Raw genomic sequence first — 17,023 nt, forward strand, 5'->3', positions numbered from 1 at the left:
GAAGTAATAAAATAGGGTGGAACCGCGTTTTAACGCCCCTTATGAGGTATCATATGGGTGTGTTGGCGGTTTTTTATATTGTAAAAAAGCTGATTTCCTTAGATACTTCGCAAAAACTAAGTTAACAAAATAAGGAGTAGATGTATGTCTAAAAAATTGACTTTCCAAGAAATTATTTTGACTTTGCAACAATTTTGGAACGACCAAGGTTGTATGTTAATGCAAGCTTACGATAATGAAAAAGGTGCTGGTACAATGAGCCCTTACACATTCCTTCGTGCCATCGGTCCAGAACCATGGAATGCAGCTTATGTAGAACCATCACGTCGTCCTGCAGATGGTCGTTACGGTGAAAACCCTAACCGTCTTTACCAACACCACCAATTCCAAGTTGTTATGAAACCATCTCCATCTAACATTCAAGAACTTTACCTTGAATCATTGGAACGTTTGGGAATCAACACTTTGGAACACGATATCCGTTTCGTTGAAGATAACTGGGAAAACCCATCAACTGGTTCAGCTGGTCTTGGATGGGAAGTTTGGCTTGACGGTATGGAAATCACTCAATTTACTTACTTCCAACAAGTTGGTGGTTTGCAAACTGGTCCTGTAACTTCAGAAGTTACTTATGGTCTTGAACGCTTGGCATCATACATCCAAGAAGTGGATTCAGTTTATGATATCGAATGGGCTCCAGGTGTTAAATACGGTGAAATCTTCCTTCAACCAGAATTTGAACACTCAAAATACTCATTTGAAATTTCTAACCAAGATATGCTTCTTGAAAACTTTGAAAAATTTGAAACAGAAGCAAAACGTTGCTTGGAAGAAAACTTGGTTCACCCAGCTTACGATTACGTTTTGAAATGTTCACACACATTCAACTTGCTTGATGCGCGTGGAGCTGTTTCTGTAACAGAACGTGCTGGTTACATCGCTCGTATCCGTAACTTGGCTCGTGTCGTTGCTAAAACTTTCGTTGCTGAACGTAAACGTCTTGGTTACCCATTGCTTGATGAAGCAACACGTGAAAAACTTTTGAAGGAGGATGCTGAATAATGGCTAAAAATTTACTTGTAGAACTTGGTTTAGAAGAATTACCAGCTTATGTTGTTACTCCAAGTGAAAAACAACTTGGCGACCGCATGGCAGCATTTTTGAAAGAAAAACGTTTGGCTTTTGAAGGCATTCAAACCTTCTCAACACCACGTCGTTTGGCTGTTCGTGTTCTTGGACTTGCAGATGCTCAAACTGATTTGACAGAAGACTTCAAAGGTCCTTCTAAAAAAATTGCTTTGGATGCTGAAGGTAATTTTACAAAAGCTGCTCAAGGTTTTGTTCGTGGTAAAGGTTTGACAACTGATGACATCGAATTCCGCGAAGTCAAAGGTGAAGAATATGTCTACGTCACAAAACACGAAGCAGGAAAAGCTGCTAAAGAAGTCCTTGTTGACATTCCAGAAATTTTGTCAGCTATGACTTTCCCAGTAAACATGCACTGGGCAAACAATACATTTGAATACATTCGCCCAGTTCACACATTGACTGTACTTCTTGATGACGAAGCTCTTGACCTTGACTTCTTGGATATCCACTCAGGTCGCGTGAGCCGTGGTCACCGTTTCCTTGGTCACGAAACAGAAATCGCAACTGCTGATTCATACGAAGAAGATTTGCGTAAAGTCTTTGTTATCGCTGACGCAAAAGAACGTCAAGACATGATTGTTAACCAAATCAAAGCTATCGAAAAAGCTCAAAACGTTCGCGTTGAAATCGATGACGAATTGCTTAATGAAGTGCTTAACTTGGTTGAATACCCAACTGCTTTCATGGGAAGCTTCGATACTAAATACCTTGAAGTTCCAGAAGAAGTGCTTGTGACATCAATGAAAAACCACCAACGTTACTTCGTTGTTCGTGACCTTGATGGTAACTTGATGCCAAACTTCATCTCAGTTCGTAATGGTAATGAAAACCACATCGAAAACGTTATTAAAGGTAACGAAAAAGTGCTTGTTGCTCGTTTGGAAGATGGTGAATTCTTCTGGCGTGAAGACCAAAAACTTAACATCGCTGACCTTGTCGCTAAACTTGATAACGTAACATTCCACGAAAAAATTGGTTCACTTTCAGAACACATGAAACGTAGCAAAGTGATTGCTGCTTACCTTGCTGAAAAAGCTGGCGCTTCTGCTGAAGAAAGCAAAGCACTTGCACGAGCTGCCGAAATCTACAAATTTGACCTATTGACAGGTATGGTTGGTGAATTTGATGAATTGCAAGGTATCATGGGTGAAAAATATGCCCTTCTTGCTGGTGAAGATGCCGCAGTAGCAGCAGCTATTCGCGAACACTATCTTCCAAATTCAGCTGACGGTGCCCTTCCAGAAACTAAAGTTGGTGCACTTTTGGCACTTGCTGATAAATTGGATACAATCTTGTCATTCTTCTCAGTTGGTTTGATTCCATCAGGTTCAAACGATCCATACGCTCTTCGTCGTGCGACAGCTGGTGTGGTTCGTATCATGGATGCCTTTGGTTTGAAAATTCCAATGGATGAATTGGTTGACAACCTTTATGCTTTGTCATTTGATAGCTTGACTTATGAACACAAAGCAGAAGTGATGGACTTCATTCGTGCGCGTGTTGAAAAAATGATGAACAAATCAGTTTCTAAAGACATTAAAGAAGCTGTTCTTGCTGGTTCAAACTTTGTTGTGGCTGAAATGCTTGAAGCTGCTGACGCTCTTGTTGAAGCAAGCAAAGCAGAAGGTTACAAAGCTGCTGTTGAAAGTCTTTCACGTGTCTTCAACCTTGCAGAAAAAGCACAAGCAGGTGTAGTAGTTGATGCTAACTTGTTTGAAAATGACGAAGAAAAAGCTTTGGCACAAGCCGCAGCTGATTTAAACTTGGCTGGTTCTGCTAGCGATAAATTGGCACAATTGTTTGCTCTAAGCTCAGTTATCGACAAATTCTTTGACAATACAATGGTTATGGTAGATAATGAAGCTGTTAAAAATAACCGCTTAGCTATTCTTGCTGAATTGACAGCAAAAGCAAGCAGCGTTGCCGCATTTAACAAATTGAATACCAAATAAGCTTAAGAAATCTACTCTTTGAGTAGATTTCTGGCGTATATCAGACTTCTTAGTTTAGAGGTTTTGGTAAATTATAGAAAGGAAATAACGTTTAAACATAATTTAGACGTTAGGTGAGTCTTACTCATGAATGAAAAAAAGATTCAACGTATTAATGAACTTGCACGCAAGAAAAAAACAGTTGGTTTGACTGGTCCAGAAAAAGTTGAACAAGCTAAATTGCGTAAAGAGTATATTGAAGGTTACCGTCATTCACTTCTTCACCACATCGCTGGTATTAAAATCGTCGATGAAGATGGAAATGATGTGACACCAGAAAAACTTCGTCAATTGCAACGTGAACGTGGTTTGCACGGTCGTAGCCTTGACGATCCAAATTCATAAGAAAATCGCTCAGCTATGTTTAGCTGGGCTTTTTTAGAAACTGCTTACAAGAAAGCAAATGACAATTTAATTTAAAAAGTCAAGTTTTTTATGATATAATAGAATCCGAACAATAATACTTTAAGTCCTTAAAAACAGAAAGGTTTCACTCATGACATTTGATGCTATTGATCAGTTGGCAGTAAACACTGTCCGTACGCTCTCAATTGATGCCATTCAGGCAGCCAATTCAGGTCACCCAGGCCTTCCAATGGGAGCTGCACCTATGGCTTACGTTCTTTGGAATCATGTAATGAATGTTAATCCAAAGACAAGTCGTTCTTGGTCTAACCGCGACCGTTTCGTATTGTCTGCAGGTCACGGTTCAGCTCTTTTGTATAGCCTACTTCACTTATCAGGCTACGATGTAACAATCGATGACTTGAAGAACTTCCGTCAATGGGGTTCAAAAACACCAGGTCACCCAGAAGTTAACCACACTGATGGTGTAGAAGCAACTACAGGACCACTTGGTCAAGGTATCGCTAACGCTGTTGGTATGGCAATGGCAGAAGCTCACTTAGCTGCTAAATTTAACAAACCAGGCTTTGATATTGTAGACCACTACACTTATGCTTTGCATGGTGATGGTTGTTTGATGGAAGGTGTCAGCCAAGAAGCTGCTAGTCTTGCAGGTCACTTAAAACTTGGTAAATTAGTCCTTCTTTACGATTCAAATGACATCTCACTTGATGGTCCAACATCAAAAGCCTTTACAGAAGATATTAAAGGTAAATTCGAAGCTTACGGTTGGCAACATATCTTGGTTAAAGATGGTAACGACCTTGAAGCTATTGCTAAAGCTATCGAAGAAGCTAAAGCTGAAACAGAAAAACCATCTATCATCGAAGTGAAAACAATCATTGGTTTCGGTGCTGAAAAACAAGGTACATCAGCTGTTCACGGTGCCCCTCTTGGTGTTGATGGAATTGCTTATGCTAAAAAATCTTACGGTTGGGAATATCCAGAATTCACAGTACCAGAAGAAGTTGCTAAACGCTTTGAAGTTGGTATTAAATTCCGTGGTGAAGCTGCTGAAAACGCATGGGAAACTAAATTCCGTGAATACGAAGCTGCTTACCCAGAATTAGCTGCTGAATACAAAGCTGCATTTGCTAACAAACCAGTTGACGTGAAACTTGACGACTTCGAACTTGGAACTAGCCTTGCTAGCCGTTCATCAAGTCAACAAGCTATCCAACAAATCTCAGCTCAAGTCCCATCATTCTGGGGTGGTTCAGCTGACCTTTCTGCATCAAATAATACAATGGTCAAAGTAGAATCTGATTTCCAACCAGATAACTACCTTGGTCGTAACATCTGGTTTGGTGTTCGTGAATTCGCTATGGCTGCTGCAATGAACGGTATCGCTCTTCATGGTGGTACTCGTGTTTACGGTGGTACATTCTTCGTATTCTCAAACTACCTACTTCCAGCTGTTCGTATGGCTGCTCTTCAACAATTACCAACTGTCTATGTGATGACACACGATTCAATCGCTGTTGGTGAAGATGGTCCAACACACGAACCAGTTGAACAATTAGCTAGCGTTCGTTCTATGCCTAACCTTAACGTTATCCGCCCAGCCGATGGTAACGAAACAAACGCTGCATGGAAACGTGCTCTTGCTGAAACAACTCGTCCAACAATGCTTATCTTAACTCGTCAAAATCTTCCTGTTCTTGAAGGAACAAAAGAATTGGCAGAAGAAGGTTTGAACAAAGGTGCTTACATCCTTTCAGAAGCTAAAGGTGACCTTGACGGTATCCTTATCGCTACAGGTTCTGAAGTGAAATTGGCTCTTGATACTCAAGCTGCTTTGGAAGCTAAAGGTGTTCACGTTCGCGTGGTTTCAATGCCAGCACAAAACATCTTTGACGAACAAGATGCTGCTTATAAAGAAAGCATCCTTCCATCTAACGTTACAAAACGTTTGGCAATCGAAGCTGGTTCAAGCTTTGGTTGGGGCAAATATGTTGGTCTCCAAGGTAAGACTCTTACTATCGATACTTGGGGAGCTTCAGCACCAGGTGCTAAAATCTTTGAAGAATATGGATTCACAGTTGATAACGCTGTTAGCCTTTTTGAATCATTGTAATCCTTAATAAATCATGATAGAAAGTCCTTGCTTTTGGCAAGGGCTTTTTATAATGATTTGACAAATGGTGTAAGAAAGGGTAAGATATTGTAAAGATTATTTGTGTTATTTCAATAGTACAAATGTATTTAATTTGGGAGAGGGGGAGATTTAATGGATGAAAGATGTAGTAAGCTATATTCAGCTATTAAAGTCGCTTATGAAGATATGGTCGTTAGACAGGACGTGAAATTATCTAAAATTTTGCTGTCGGCGTCTAATGAAGTGATTAAGAGTAGAGATGCTGGTTTATGCGCTTTGCATTTGGACCGTGACTTGAATCTTTACAGTGCTCATACTGATTTAACACTCCCACGAGGTGTTGAGGAATTAAAAAAATTAACTCAAAAGTGGGCAGCAGAATATTATGAAAAAAAGGAAGTTTCAAAGTGGATAAAGCCACTTTGAGGAGATTAGGAGGAAAGAAAAAATGATTCGTTTTGAACATGTTTCAAAATTATACGGAGACAAGGAGGCACTTAGTGATTTAAATGTAACCATTGAAAATGGGGAAATTTTTGGTTTGATTGGTCATAATGGCGCTGGTAAAACAACGACTATCAGCATTTTAACGTCAATCATTGATGCGACTTATGGTGAAGTTTACGTGGATGATTTGGCATTGTCTGAACATCGCGATGACATCAAAAAACGTATTGGTTATGTTCCAGATTCACCAGATTTATTCTTGAATTTGACAGCTAGTGAGTATTGGCATTTCTTGGCAAAGATTTACGGCGTTGCTGAAAAAGAGGTTGATGAACGTATTGACCGCTTATCACATTTATTTGATATTGCTGAGCATGTTAATGATTTGATTGAAAGTTTCTCACATGGGATGCGTCAAAAAGTCATTGTGATTGGAGCTTTGATTTCAAATCCTGATATTTGGATTTTGGATGAGCCTTTAACTGGTCTTGACCCGCAAGCTTCTTTTGATTTGAAAGAGATGATGAAAGAGCATGCGCGTGGTGGCAATACCGTTCTTTTTTCAACACATGTCTTGGCTGTTGCAGAGCAATTGTGTGACCGTATTGGGATTTTAAAAGAAGGCAAATTGATTTTTGTTGGTTCTTTGGATGAGCTAAAAGCAAATTATCCTGACAAAGATTTGGAAAGCATTTACCTAGAACTTGCTGGACGCAAGGTGAAAGAGGGGTGAGTGTATGAACTGGTCAACTGTTAGGGAACTCGTTAAGATTAATATTCTTTACTCAAATCCCCAAACTGTAACGGCGGTTAAACGTAAGCAAGAAAAGAATCCGAGAAAAAATTTTTCAACTTATAAAAGTGTGATTCGTCAGCAAATATTTTTAAGTTTGTTCTTTGCGGTGATTTACATTTTTATGTATGCTAATCTTAATTTTAAGCATTATCCTGGTTACTTTTCTTTTTACACAGCGATTTTCTTTATCATGGCAACCTTGAATGCTTTCTCAGCCATGTATAGCATTTTTTATGAGAGCGATGATGTGAAGCTTTATGCTCACTTACCGATTAAATCCAGTGAGCTATATTTAGCAAAAGTGATTTCAAGTTTTGGGATGGGCGTGACGTTTTTGATGCCTTTGTTATCATTATTTTTCATCGCTTATTGGCAAATGGCAGGGCTATTTGTGGCAATTATTGCTACCGTGATTGTTTTTGGAATTCTCTTTACAGCTTCGACAGTATTAGCACTTTATGTGAATAGCTTGGTTGGTGGGGTGATTGTTCGCAGCAATCATCGTAAATTGATTTCAACAGTCTTGATGTCTCTTTCAACGATTGGCGCTGTCGGAACGATTCTTTATATGAATGTTGTCAACAGTAAAAATATGGGAAGTGACAGCTTGACGATTCCTGATCGTCCAATTATTCCTTATTTTAGAGGCTTTTATGATGTGGTTCATGCGCCTTTTAGCTTGGCTGCGCTGTTAAACTTCTATTTACCTTTAGTCGTTCTTTTAGGCTTAATGATTGGTTTGGTTAAATGGGCAATGCCAAATTATTACCAAAGTACTTTGTATGCTAGTCCTAAAAAAGCTAAAACTAAGAAGCAGACGAAAAAAACGTCAAAGAGCTCAGCTTCTTTAACAAAGATGATGCTTCATCATCACCTTTCAACGCTTCAAAATGCAACCTTATTGACGCAAACTTATGTGATGCCTTTGATTTATGTGGTTGTTTTCCTAACACCAATGCTGACTAATGGGTTTACTTTAGCCAAGGTATCTACGGATTATTTTGGTATTGCTTTGTTAGTTGGAGTCATTTTGGGAACAACTTGTGCTATGCCAACAACTTTACTAGGTGTCGGCATTTCACTTGAAAAAGAGAACTATAACTTTTTGAGAAGTTTACCACTTAACTTTAAAGCTTTCCTTGTTCAGAAGTTTGTGGTTTTAGCAGGACTTCAAGCTCTTGTTCCTGCTTGTGTTTACCTAGTCGTTGGCTTAGTTTTCTTACAGTTAAATGTACTTTTGATGCTAGCCTTTTTGGTAGGCTTGTGTGCAATGATTGTTGTCCAAGGTCAATTAATGTACTGGCGTGACTATAGAAATCTGAATCTGCTTTGGCAAGATGTGACCCAACTTTTTAATCGACATTCAGGTCAGTGGCTTGCTTTTGCGATTATGATGGCAGCTTATCTTCTTGGTGGTGGCTTAGCAGTAGGTTTAGTTATTCTTGGCAATATCACACAGCAAATTCTACTGATTAACATGACGCTATCAATTGTTCTTTTGGTCTTAGCGCTTATTTCTCAAATCTTGATTAGTCATAAATTTTGGAAGAAAATCTCACATTAATTTCTAAAATCTCCTGAAATTAAGATGTGAATTAAAGTTAACTAAATACTTAGATAAAACCTTAGAAAAACAGTTCCTAGGACTGTTTTTTTAGTGTATAATAAGCGTATGAAACGTAATTTTGAATCAGTAAAACGCATTGTTATAAAAATCGGGACAAGTTCCCTTGTTATGCCAAATGGCAAAATAAATTTAGAAAAAATTGATCAGCTAGCCTTTGTTATCTCTAGTTTGATGAATAAAGGGATGGAAGTTGTCTTGGTATCATCTGGTGCCATGGGATTTGGACTTAATGTTCTTAATATGGATAAACGTCCAACAGAAATTGCACGACAACAGGCCGTATCAAGTGTCGGTCAGGTGGCCATGATGAGCCTTTATTCGCAAATCTTTTCACACTATCAGACAGAAGTTAGTCAGCTTTTGATTACACGTGATGTTATTGAGTATCCAGAAAGTTTGGCAAACTTCACCAACGCTTTTGAAACTCTTCTTTCAATGGGAATTGTTCCAATCGTTAATGAAAATGATGCTATCAGTGTTGATGAAATGGATCATGCCACAAAATTCGGAGACAATGACCGTTTGTCAGCCATTGTAGCTAAAGTGACTAAAGCTGATTTGCTAATCATGTTGTCAGATATTGATGGCCTTTATGATAAAAATCCAAATGTTTATGAAGATGCTAAACTTCGTGAACATGTTAGTGAAATCACTGATGAAATCATTAAATCAGCTGGCGGTGCAGGTAGCAAATTTGGTACAGGTGGCATGCTTAGTAAGATTAAGAGTGCCCAAATGATTTTTGACAATAATAGTCAAATGATTTTGATGAATGGAGCTAATCCACGCGATATTTTACGTGCCCTTGATGGTGCTAATATCGGAACATGGTTTTCACAATCTAAGTAATTAAGGAGGTCTTGAGATGGGCTATATTGATGAACTAGGGAAAAATGCAAAAATCGCTTCTCAAAGTCTAGTAAAACTTGGAACAGCAGAGAAAAATCGAATCTTGAATCTAGTTGCTAAGGCTTTGTTAGACGAAACAGATTTTATCCTGCAAGAAAATGTGCGTGATGTTGAAAAAGCGCAAGAAAATGGGATTTCACCGGTTATGGTAGACCGTTTGCGTCTTGATGCAAAACGCATTGAAGGCATTGTGGAAGGAGTTCGTCAAGTAGCTGATCTTCAAGACCCAATTGGTCAAGTTGTTCGTGGCTACACCAATCTTGATGGCCTTAAAATTGTGCAAAAACGTGTCCCACTTGGTGTTATTGCTATGATTTTTGAAAGTCGTCCAAATGTCTCTGTCGATGCTTTTAGCCTTGCTTTCAAAACAAGTAATGCCATTATTTTACGTGGTGGTCGTGATGCTATTCATTCAAATACAGCACTTGTAACAGTTATCAGAAAAGCTCTAGCTGGGGAAGGAATTGACCAAAATGTGGTTCAATTAGTCGAAGATACTAGCCATGCTGTTGCTGAAGAATTAATGCAAGCTGTCGACTATGTTGATGTGTTGATTCCACGTGGTGGCGCACGCTTGATTCAAACGGTTAAAGAAAAATCTAAAGTTCCAGTCATTGAAACTGGAGTTGGAAATTGTCACATTTTCGTTGATGAAACAGCTGATTTGGACATGGCGACTAAGATTGTCATCAATGCCAAAACACAACGCCCAAGCGTTTGTAATGCAGCTGAGAGTCTTGTGGTTCATGAAAAAATTGCAGAGCAGTTCTTGCCTCAATTAGAAGAAGCTATTAACAAGGTTCATCCAGTGGAATTCCGTGCAGACCAAAAAGCGCTAGCTATTTTTAAAGACGCAAAGGCAGCAAGTAAGGAAGACTTTGCAACAGAATACAATGATTACATCATGTCTGTTAATGTGGTCTCTTCACTTGATGAAGCCATTGATTGGGTAAATCGTTACACAACGCATCACTCTGAAGCGATTGTGACAAAAGACCTCGAGCACGCCGAACGTTTCCAAGATGAAGTGGATGCAGCAGCAGTTTATGTGAATGCCTCAACACGATTTACAGATGGATTTGTCTTTGGCTTGGGAGCAGAAATTGGAATTTCTACCCAAAAAATGCATGCGCGTGGTCCAATGGGCTTAGAAGCATTAACAAGCACAAAATTTTATATTAACGGTAAAGGACAAATCAGAGAATAATATTTTTCAGATGAGTAAGTACCAAGTGTCTTAAACACGAGATGCTTGGTTTTTCTTTTTATCTCTATCTTTTAAGGAAGAATCTTTCTATTTGTGTTATAATGAAAGGTATGACAAAAGACTTTCATCATATTACTGTACTTCTACATGAAACTGTTGATATGCTTGATATCAAGCCAGATGGAATCTATGTAGATGCAACGCTTGGAGGAGCAGGACACAGTGAATATCTCCTCTCTAAGCTTGGCCCGAATGGTCACCTTTATGCTTTTGACCAAGACCAGACGGCTATTGATAATGCACAAATTCGATTAAAAGATTATATTGAAAAAGGACAAGTCACTTTTATCAAGGACAACTTCCGCAATCTTGCTTCAAATTTAGCAATGCATGGAGTAACTGAGATTGATGGTATTTTATATGACCTTGGGGTGTCAAGTCCGCAACTAGATGAGCGTGAGCGTGGATTTTCTTATAAAAAGGATGCTCCGCTTGATATGCGTATGAACCGTGAGCAAGACTTAACGGCTTATGATGTGGTGAATACTTACGATTACCATGATTTGGTTCGTATTTTCTACAAATACGGTGAAGATAAGTTTTCAAAACAAATTGCGCGCAAAATTGAACAAGCTAGACAAGAAAAGCCGATTGAAACAACGACTGAGTTGGCAGAAATCATCAAATCAGCTAAGCCGGCTAAAGAGCTTAAGAAAAAAGGGCACCCTGCTAAGCAAATTTTCCAAGCCATTCGTATCGAAGTTAACGATGAATTGGGAGCAGCAGATGAATCTATCCAACAAGCGATTGACTTATTAGCGGTTGATGGTCGTATTTCTGTGATTACTTTCCACTCGCTTGAAGACCGTTTGACAAAACAATTGTTTAAAGAAGCGTCTACAGTGGAAGTTCCAAAAGGTTTACCTTTTATTCCAGATGATATGCAGCCAAAACTTGCTCTTGTAAATCGTAAACCGATTTTACCAAGTCAAGAAGAGTTGGAAGCCAACAATCGTTCTCACTCAGCAAAATTGCGCGTGGCTAGAAAGGTTCGTAAGTAATGACTGATAAACATCGTAACGAAGCCATTGCTAAGGCTCTTAAACGTCGTATTCGAAAATTTTCACGCATTGAAAAAGCTTTTTATGGTTCAATTATTTTAACGGCTATTACCATGGCGATTAGTATTATTTACCTTCAAAGCCGTAATCTTCAAGTACAACAGCAAATCACTGATTTAAATAGTCAGATTACTGAAGTACAGACAAATTACGACAATGCTAAACAAGAGGTTAACGAACTGTCAAGTCGTGACCGTGTTGAGCAAATTGCCAAAAATGCTGGTTTAACAAGCCAACAGGATAATATTAAACAGGTGGAGTAGTCTATGAAAAAATTAATGAATCGTTTTTTAGACTATGTGGTAAAGGACAGACGCACACCCGATAAGAATCGCGAGCGTGTTGGTCAAAATCTGATGATTTTGGCAGTCTTCCTTTTCTTTGTGTTTATTATCAATTTCGCGATTATTGTGGGAACAGATACCAAGTTTGGTCATAATCTATCTAAAGAAGCCTCAGATGTTTACCAACAAACAGTGACGGTTCAAGCCAAACGTGGTACGATTTATGACCGTAATGGTGTTGCACTGGCTGAGGATTCGACAACTTATAGTGTTTATGCTATTATTTCGAAATCTTATGTGTCAACAACTGGTGAAAAACTCTACGTTAAAAAATCTCAATACGATAAAGTTGCTGAGATTTTGAATGCCCAAATCGGTATTGATAAAGACGAAGTCTTAAAACAATTGAATCAAAGTGGGCTTTTCCAAGTGTCATTCGGAAGTTCAGGGTCTGGTTTATCATACAGTAAGAAATCAGAAATTGAAACAGCTATGAAGGACGCTGGAATTAAGGGAATTGGATTTGAATCAACACCTGGACGTATGTATCCAAATGGTGTCTTTGCTTCGCAATTCTTAGGACTTGCCCAATTAAAAGAAAACAAAGATGGTAAAACATCAAGCCTTGTCGGAACATCAGGTTTAGAAGCCTCATTAAACGATGTGCTATCAGGGTCAGACGGAAAAGTAACCTATCAAAAAGATAAAAATGGTAACTTGTTACTTGGTACGGAAACGACTGTTAAACGTGCTGTTGATGGAAAAGATGTCTACACAACACTTTCTGAACCATTGCAATCTTATCTTGAGTCACAAATGGATATTTTCCAAAATGATGCTCAAGGTAAATATGCCAGTGCGACAGTGGTTAATGCTAAGACAGGAGAAATCTTAGCAACGACACAACGTCCAACTTATAATGCACAGACAATGGAAGGTTATAATGAAGATAACCTAAAAACATGGAATACCCTTCTATATCAAAGCTATTATGAACCAGGGTCAACCATGAAAGTAATGACACTTGCCTCAGCTATCGATGATGGTATTTTTACGCCAAATGAAGTGATTTCAACAATCAACGGTATTACAGTTGCTGATACAAAAATCAATGACTGGAACGTCAATGAAGGTAATACTTCTGTTCAATATATGACGTATGCTCAAGGGTTTGCTTGGTCAAGTAACGTTGCTATGACAAGTCTTGAACAAAAAATGGGTAATGACAAATGGCTAAACTACTTGTCTAAGTTTAAGTTTGGTTACCCAACACGTTTTGGTATGGTCAATGAAGGTAGTGGCTTGTTACCATCAGACAATGAAGTAACCATTGCCATGAGTGCTTTCGGTCAAGGTATTGGTGTGACACAAGTTCAAATGCTTCGTGCCTTTTCTGCGATTTCTAATAAAGGGGTTATGCTTGAACCACAATTTATTAGTCAAATTTACGACCCAAATAATAATACAGCCCGTAAAGCTTCAGCTGAAATCTCTGGTAAACCTGTCTCAGAAAATGCTGCTAATCAAACACTTGATTACATGGTAACGGTTGGTACAGATTCACAATTTGGTACCTTGTATGATAGCACGGAAGGGGCACCGGTTATTCAAGTCGGTGATTACTCTGTTGCCGTCAAATCTGGTACAGCCCAAATTGCGGCACCTGCCGATCAAGGTGGAGGCTATTTGACAGGTGACAATGACTACATCAACTCAGTTGTTGCCATGGTGCCATCAGATGATCCTGATTTCATCATGTACGTCACTCTTCAACAACCCACAACAACTTTCAAACGTAATTTCTGGAAAGATGTTGTAAACCCTGTACTTGAACGTGCTATGATGATTAAAGATACTTTGACAAGTACAGCTGTGACTGGTACTGATACAGAAACAAAATATCAATTAAAAGATTATATCGGAAAAGCACCTGGTGATACCGCTCAGGAACTTCGTAATAATCTTGTTCAACCAGTTGTTGTTGGGTCAGGTAGCAAAATTAAGAAAATGTCTAAAAAAGTCGGTAGCAACCTTTCACAAAATGAACAAGTGCTACTTTGGACAGGAAAATTAAAAACAATGCCAGACATGTATGGCTGGACGAAAGAAAATGTTGAAAAATTTGCGAAGTGGACTGGAATCAAAGTAACCATTAAAGGCTCTGGTTCAAAAGTCACTAAGCAAAGTGTCGATACCGGAAAAGATATTGACAAAGTCAAAAAAATTAAAATTACTCTAGGAGACTAAACTAAAATGTTTTTAAGTTTAATTGCAGGTATTGTCGCCTTTGCCTTGACAGTATTTGCTATGCCGCATTTTATTCGTATTTACCAATTGAAAAAAATTGGTGGACAACAAATGCACGAGGATGTCAAACAACATTTGGCTAAAGCTGGAACACCAACAATGGGTGGGACAGTCTTTCTAACAGTTGCCATTCTTGTTAGTCTTGTCTTTAGTTTCTTTATTGAAAGACAAGCTGGTGCTTCGATGGGAGCAACCGTAGGAATTTTAATGGTTCTTTTGATTTATGGAATTGTTGGATTTCTTGATGATTTCTTGAAAATCTTTAAACAAATCAATGAAGGTTTGACACCTTGGCAAAAAATGAGTTTGCAAATTATTGGTGGTTTGATTTTCTATTTTGTTCACGTGCGTCCAAGTGGAACAGATGACTTGAATGTCTTTGGATTTGATTTGCACCTTGGCGTTCTTTATGTTGCCTTTGTTCTTTTCTGGATTGTTGGATTTTCAAATGCGGTTAACTTGACTGATGGGATTGACGGTTTGGCTTCAATTTCAGTAGCTATTAGTTTGGCAGCTTACGGTGTTATCGCAGTTGTTCAAAAACAATTTGACGTACTTTTGATTATTGTCACTATGATTGGTGCTTTGTTTGGTTTCTTTGTTTTCAATCACAAACCAGCTAAGGTCTTCATGGGTGATGTGGGAAGCTTGGCACTGGGTGCGATGCTTGCTGCAATTTCAATTGCCCTTCGTCAAGAATGGACATTGCTAATCATTGGATTTGTTTACGTTTTTGAAACAGCTTCAGTAATGCTTCAAGTATCTTACTTTAAATACACTAAGAAAAAATATGGTGAAGGTCGTCGTATCTTCCGTATGACACCATTCCATCATCATTTGGAACTTGGTGGTTTGTCTGGAAAATCAGAAAAATGGTCTGAATGGAAAGTTGATGCTTTCTTGTGGAGCGTCGGAGCTATCGCAAGCATCCTCACATTGATTTTCCTTTATGTCTTATAATAAGAAAAGCGAGTTGAGAAATTCTCAGCTCGTTTTTTTAGTTCTTAAAGCGCATAGTGCTTTGCTTTAATCCCCCTTTTAATGATATAATAGAAAGGAATGAAAAAATTCACCTAGCAGCTCTTAGCTAGGGATGAAACGATAAACAGATATAGAGAAATTTCAAGTAACACTTGATGAGATAAGAAATTGAGGTAAAACATGTCTTTTAACGATTTTAATTTTAAGCCCTACATCCGTGAGGCACTCGCAGAGCTTAAATTCAAAAATCCGACAGAAGTGCAACAAAAATTAATTCCTGTTGTACGTTCAGGTCGTGATTTGGTAGGTGAATCTAAAACAGGTTCAGGGAAAACACACACTTTCTTGCTACCAATCTTTGAAAAATTAGATGAAACAAGCGACAACGTTCAAGTTGTTATCACAGCACCAAGCCGTGAATTGGCAACACAAATCTATCAAGCTACAAAACAAATTGCGGATAAATCTGAAGCAGAAATCCGTGTAGCAAATTATGTTGGTGGGACAGATAAACTTCGTCAAATTGAGAAACTAAAATCATCTCAACCACATATCGTCATCGGAACACCAGGTCGTATTTATGATTTGGTTAAATCTGGCGACCTTGAAATCTACAAGGCACACACTTTTGTCGTTGATGAAGCTGATATGACGCTTGATATGGGATTCCTTGATACGGTTGATAAGATTGCTAGCACATTGCCAAAAGATGTTCAAATTTTGGTCTTCTCAGCAACTATTCCACAAAAACTTCAACCATTCTTGAAGAAATATTTGACAAATCCTGTCATGGAAAAAATCAAGACAACAACAGTTATCGCAGATACCATCGATAACTGGTTGGTATCCACTAAAGGTCGTGATAAAAATGCTCAAATTTTGGAAATCACAAAAGCCCTTAACCCATACCTTGCTATGATTTTTGTGAACACCAAAGAACGTGCGGATGAATTGCACAGCTACCTTGTGTCAAACGGTTTGAAAGTGGCTAAAATCCACGGTGGTATTCCACCACGTGAACGTAAACGTACGATGAACCAAATCAAAAAACTGTCTTACGAATACATCGTGGCAACAGATTTGGCAGCGCGTGGGATTGATATTGAAGGGGTTAGTCACGTTATCAACGATGCGATTCCACAAGATTTGTCATTCTTTGTTCACCGTGTTGGACGTACAGGACGTAATGGTTTGAATGGTATTGCGATTACTTTGTACCAACCAAGTGATGATTCAGATATTCGTGAACTTGAAAAACTAGGTATTAAATTTGTACCGAAAATGCTTAAAAATGGTGAATTCCAAGATACTTATGATCGTGATCGCCGTGCCAACCGTGAAAAATCATATCAAAAACTTGATACTGAGATGATTGGTTTGGTTAAGAAGAAAAAGAAAAAAATCAAACCTGGTTACAAGAAAAAAATTCAATGGAAAGTTGATGAAAAACGCAAACGCGAACGCCGTGCCGCTAACCGTGCTAAAGGGCGTGCCGAACGTAAAGCAAGAAAACAAACTTTCTAATATCAAAAGTAGTCTGAAACAAAAGTTTCAGGCTATTTTTTTAGGTTCAAAAAAAGCATAGAATACCGTGTCAAGAACTTAGCTTGATTTCATGATAGTTTTTCTCTATCGAGGTCATAGAAAATATATATTGGGCAGGCGCCTCTAAGTTTGGTAGACTGTAACAAAGATGATTAG

The 17,023-nt window shown here is 38.5% G+C and carries 14 protein-coding genes; all 14 read left to right on the forward strand.

The window, feature by feature from the left end; all coding sequences use genetic code 11:
• Positions 1-144: 144 nt before the first annotated feature.
• The 14 genes from glyQ (at position 145) to BMX18_RS08065 (ending at position 16,846) form a co-directional block, all read left to right on the forward strand.
• Positions 145-1,062, forward strand: a complete 918-nt coding sequence (gene glyQ / locus BMX18_RS08000) for a glycine--tRNA ligase subunit alpha (protein WP_006531137.1) — start codon at positions 145-147, stop codon at positions 1,060-1,062.
• On the forward strand, positions 1,062-3,101 hold the full coding sequence (glyS, locus tag BMX18_RS08005; RefSeq protein WP_093815990.1) for a glycine--tRNA ligase subunit beta: 2,040 nt from the start codon (positions 1,062-1,064) through the stop codon (positions 3,099-3,101). Before glyQ ends, glyS begins: the two co-directional genes overlap by 1 nt.
• A 126-nt stretch (positions 3,102-3,227) precedes the next feature.
• Positions 3,228-3,485 (forward strand): DUF896 family protein, encoded by a 258-nt coding sequence (locus BMX18_RS08010; protein WP_039695920.1) that lies wholly within the window; start codon positions 3,228-3,230, stop codon positions 3,483-3,485.
• A 151-nt stretch (positions 3,486-3,636) separates the two neighbouring features.
• Positions 3,637-5,622, forward strand: a complete 1,986-nt coding sequence (gene tkt, locus BMX18_RS08015; protein WP_074869981.1) for a transketolase — start codon at positions 3,637-3,639, stop codon at positions 5,620-5,622.
• A 153-nt stretch (positions 5,623-5,775) separates the two neighbouring features.
• Positions 5,776-6,069, forward strand: a complete 294-nt coding sequence (locus BMX18_RS08020; protein ID WP_039695918.1) for a bacteriocin immunity protein — start codon at positions 5,776-5,778, stop codon at positions 6,067-6,069.
• A gap of 22 nt (positions 6,070-6,091) precedes the next feature.
• Complete coding sequence (locus tag BMX18_RS08025; protein WP_093815992.1) at positions 6,092-6,823, forward strand: ABC transporter ATP-binding protein; 732 nt, start codon at positions 6,092-6,094, stop codon at positions 6,821-6,823.
• Between the two features lie 4 nt (positions 6,824-6,827).
• Complete coding sequence (locus tag BMX18_RS08030) at positions 6,828-8,450, forward strand: ABC transporter permease (RefSeq protein ID WP_074869978.1); 1,623 nt, start codon at positions 6,828-6,830, stop codon at positions 8,448-8,450.
• 108 nt (positions 8,451-8,558) lie between these two features.
• Positions 8,559-9,362 (forward strand): glutamate 5-kinase, encoded by an 804-nt coding sequence (gene proB, locus BMX18_RS08035; RefSeq protein WP_039695915.1) that lies wholly within the window; start codon positions 8,559-8,561, stop codon positions 9,360-9,362.
• Positions 9,363-9,378: 16 nt separating this feature from the next.
• The gene (locus tag BMX18_RS08040; RefSeq protein WP_093815994.1) at positions 9,379-10,629 is read left to right on the forward strand and encodes a glutamate-5-semialdehyde dehydrogenase; all 1,251 of its coding nucleotides are present in this window, start codon (positions 9,379-9,381) and stop codon (positions 10,627-10,629) included.
• Positions 10,630-10,739: 110 nt separating this feature from the next.
• Positions 10,740-11,690, forward strand: a complete 951-nt coding sequence (gene rsmH / locus BMX18_RS08045; protein WP_039695993.1) for a 16S rRNA (cytosine(1402)-N(4))-methyltransferase RsmH — start codon at positions 10,740-10,742, stop codon at positions 11,688-11,690.
• On the forward strand, positions 11,690-12,013 hold the full coding sequence (ftsL, locus tag BMX18_RS08050; RefSeq protein WP_039695913.1) for a cell division protein FtsL: 324 nt from the start codon (positions 11,690-11,692) through the stop codon (positions 12,011-12,013). Before rsmH ends, ftsL begins: the two co-directional genes overlap by 1 nt.
• Before the next feature lie 3 nt (positions 12,014-12,016).
• Positions 12,017-14,281 carry a penicillin-binding protein PBP2X gene (gene pbp2X, locus BMX18_RS08055; protein WP_074603658.1) on the forward strand — a complete coding sequence of 755 codons (2,265 nt, stop codon included), beginning with the start codon at positions 12,017-12,019 and terminating at the stop codon, positions 14,279-14,281.
• Between the two features lie 6 nt (positions 14,282-14,287).
• Complete coding sequence (gene mraY / locus BMX18_RS08060) at positions 14,288-15,301, forward strand: phospho-N-acetylmuramoyl-pentapeptide-transferase (protein WP_074603656.1); 1,014 nt, start codon at positions 14,288-14,290, stop codon at positions 15,299-15,301.
• 201 nt (positions 15,302-15,502) lie between these two features.
• Complete coding sequence (locus tag BMX18_RS08065) at positions 15,503-16,846, forward strand: DEAD/DEAH box helicase (protein ID WP_074565088.1); 1,344 nt, start codon at positions 15,503-15,505, stop codon at positions 16,844-16,846.
• Positions 16,847-17,023: the final 177 nt, after the last annotated feature.

Source organism: Streptococcus sp. 45 (genome assembly GCF_900108865.1).
In the GTDB taxonomy this organism is placed as follows: domain Bacteria; phylum Bacillota; class Bacilli; order Lactobacillales; family Streptococcaceae; genus Streptococcus; species Streptococcus ruminicola.

Excerpts from the sequence above, each read along its gene's own strand:
- tkt (WP_074869981.1), top strand. The coding sequence starts at position 3,637 with ATGACATTTGATGCTATTGATCAGTTGGCAGTAAACACTGTCCGTACG.
- mraY (WP_074603656.1), top strand. The coding sequence starts at position 14,288 with ATGTTTTTAAGTTTAATTGCAGGTATTGTCGCCTTTGCCTTGACAGTA.
- proB (WP_039695915.1), top strand. The coding sequence starts at position 8,559 with ATGAAACGTAATTTTGAATCAGTAAAACGCATTGTTATAAAAATCGGG.
- BMX18_RS08020 (WP_039695918.1), top strand. The coding sequence starts at position 5,776 with ATGGATGAAAGATGTAGTAAGCTATATTCAGCTATTAAAGTCGCTTAT.
- BMX18_RS08010 (WP_039695920.1), top strand. The coding sequence starts at position 3,228 with ATGAATGAAAAAAAGATTCAACGTATTAATGAACTTGCACGCAAGAAA.
- BMX18_RS08025 (WP_093815992.1), top strand. The coding sequence starts at position 6,092 with ATGATTCGTTTTGAACATGTTTCAAAATTATACGGAGACAAGGAGGCA.
- rsmH (WP_039695993.1), top strand. The coding sequence starts at position 10,740 with ATGACAAAAGACTTTCATCATATTACTGTACTTCTACATGAAACTGTT.
- BMX18_RS08030 (WP_074869978.1), top strand. The coding sequence starts at position 6,828 with ATGAACTGGTCAACTGTTAGGGAACTCGTTAAGATTAATATTCTTTAC.
- pbp2X (WP_074603658.1), top strand. The coding sequence starts at position 12,017 with ATGAAAAAATTAATGAATCGTTTTTTAGACTATGTGGTAAAGGACAGA.
- glyS (WP_093815990.1), top strand. The coding sequence starts at position 1,062 with ATGGCTAAAAATTTACTTGTAGAACTTGGTTTAGAAGAATTACCAGCT.
- glyQ (WP_006531137.1), top strand. The coding sequence starts at position 145 with ATGTCTAAAAAATTGACTTTCCAAGAAATTATTTTGACTTTGCAACAA.
- BMX18_RS08065 (WP_074565088.1), top strand. The coding sequence starts at position 15,503 with ATGTCTTTTAACGATTTTAATTTTAAGCCCTACATCCGTGAGGCACTC.
- BMX18_RS08040 (WP_093815994.1), top strand. The coding sequence starts at position 9,379 with ATGGGCTATATTGATGAACTAGGGAAAAATGCAAAAATCGCTTCTCAA.
- ftsL (WP_039695913.1), top strand. The coding sequence starts at position 11,690 with ATGACTGATAAACATCGTAACGAAGCCATTGCTAAGGCTCTTAAACGT.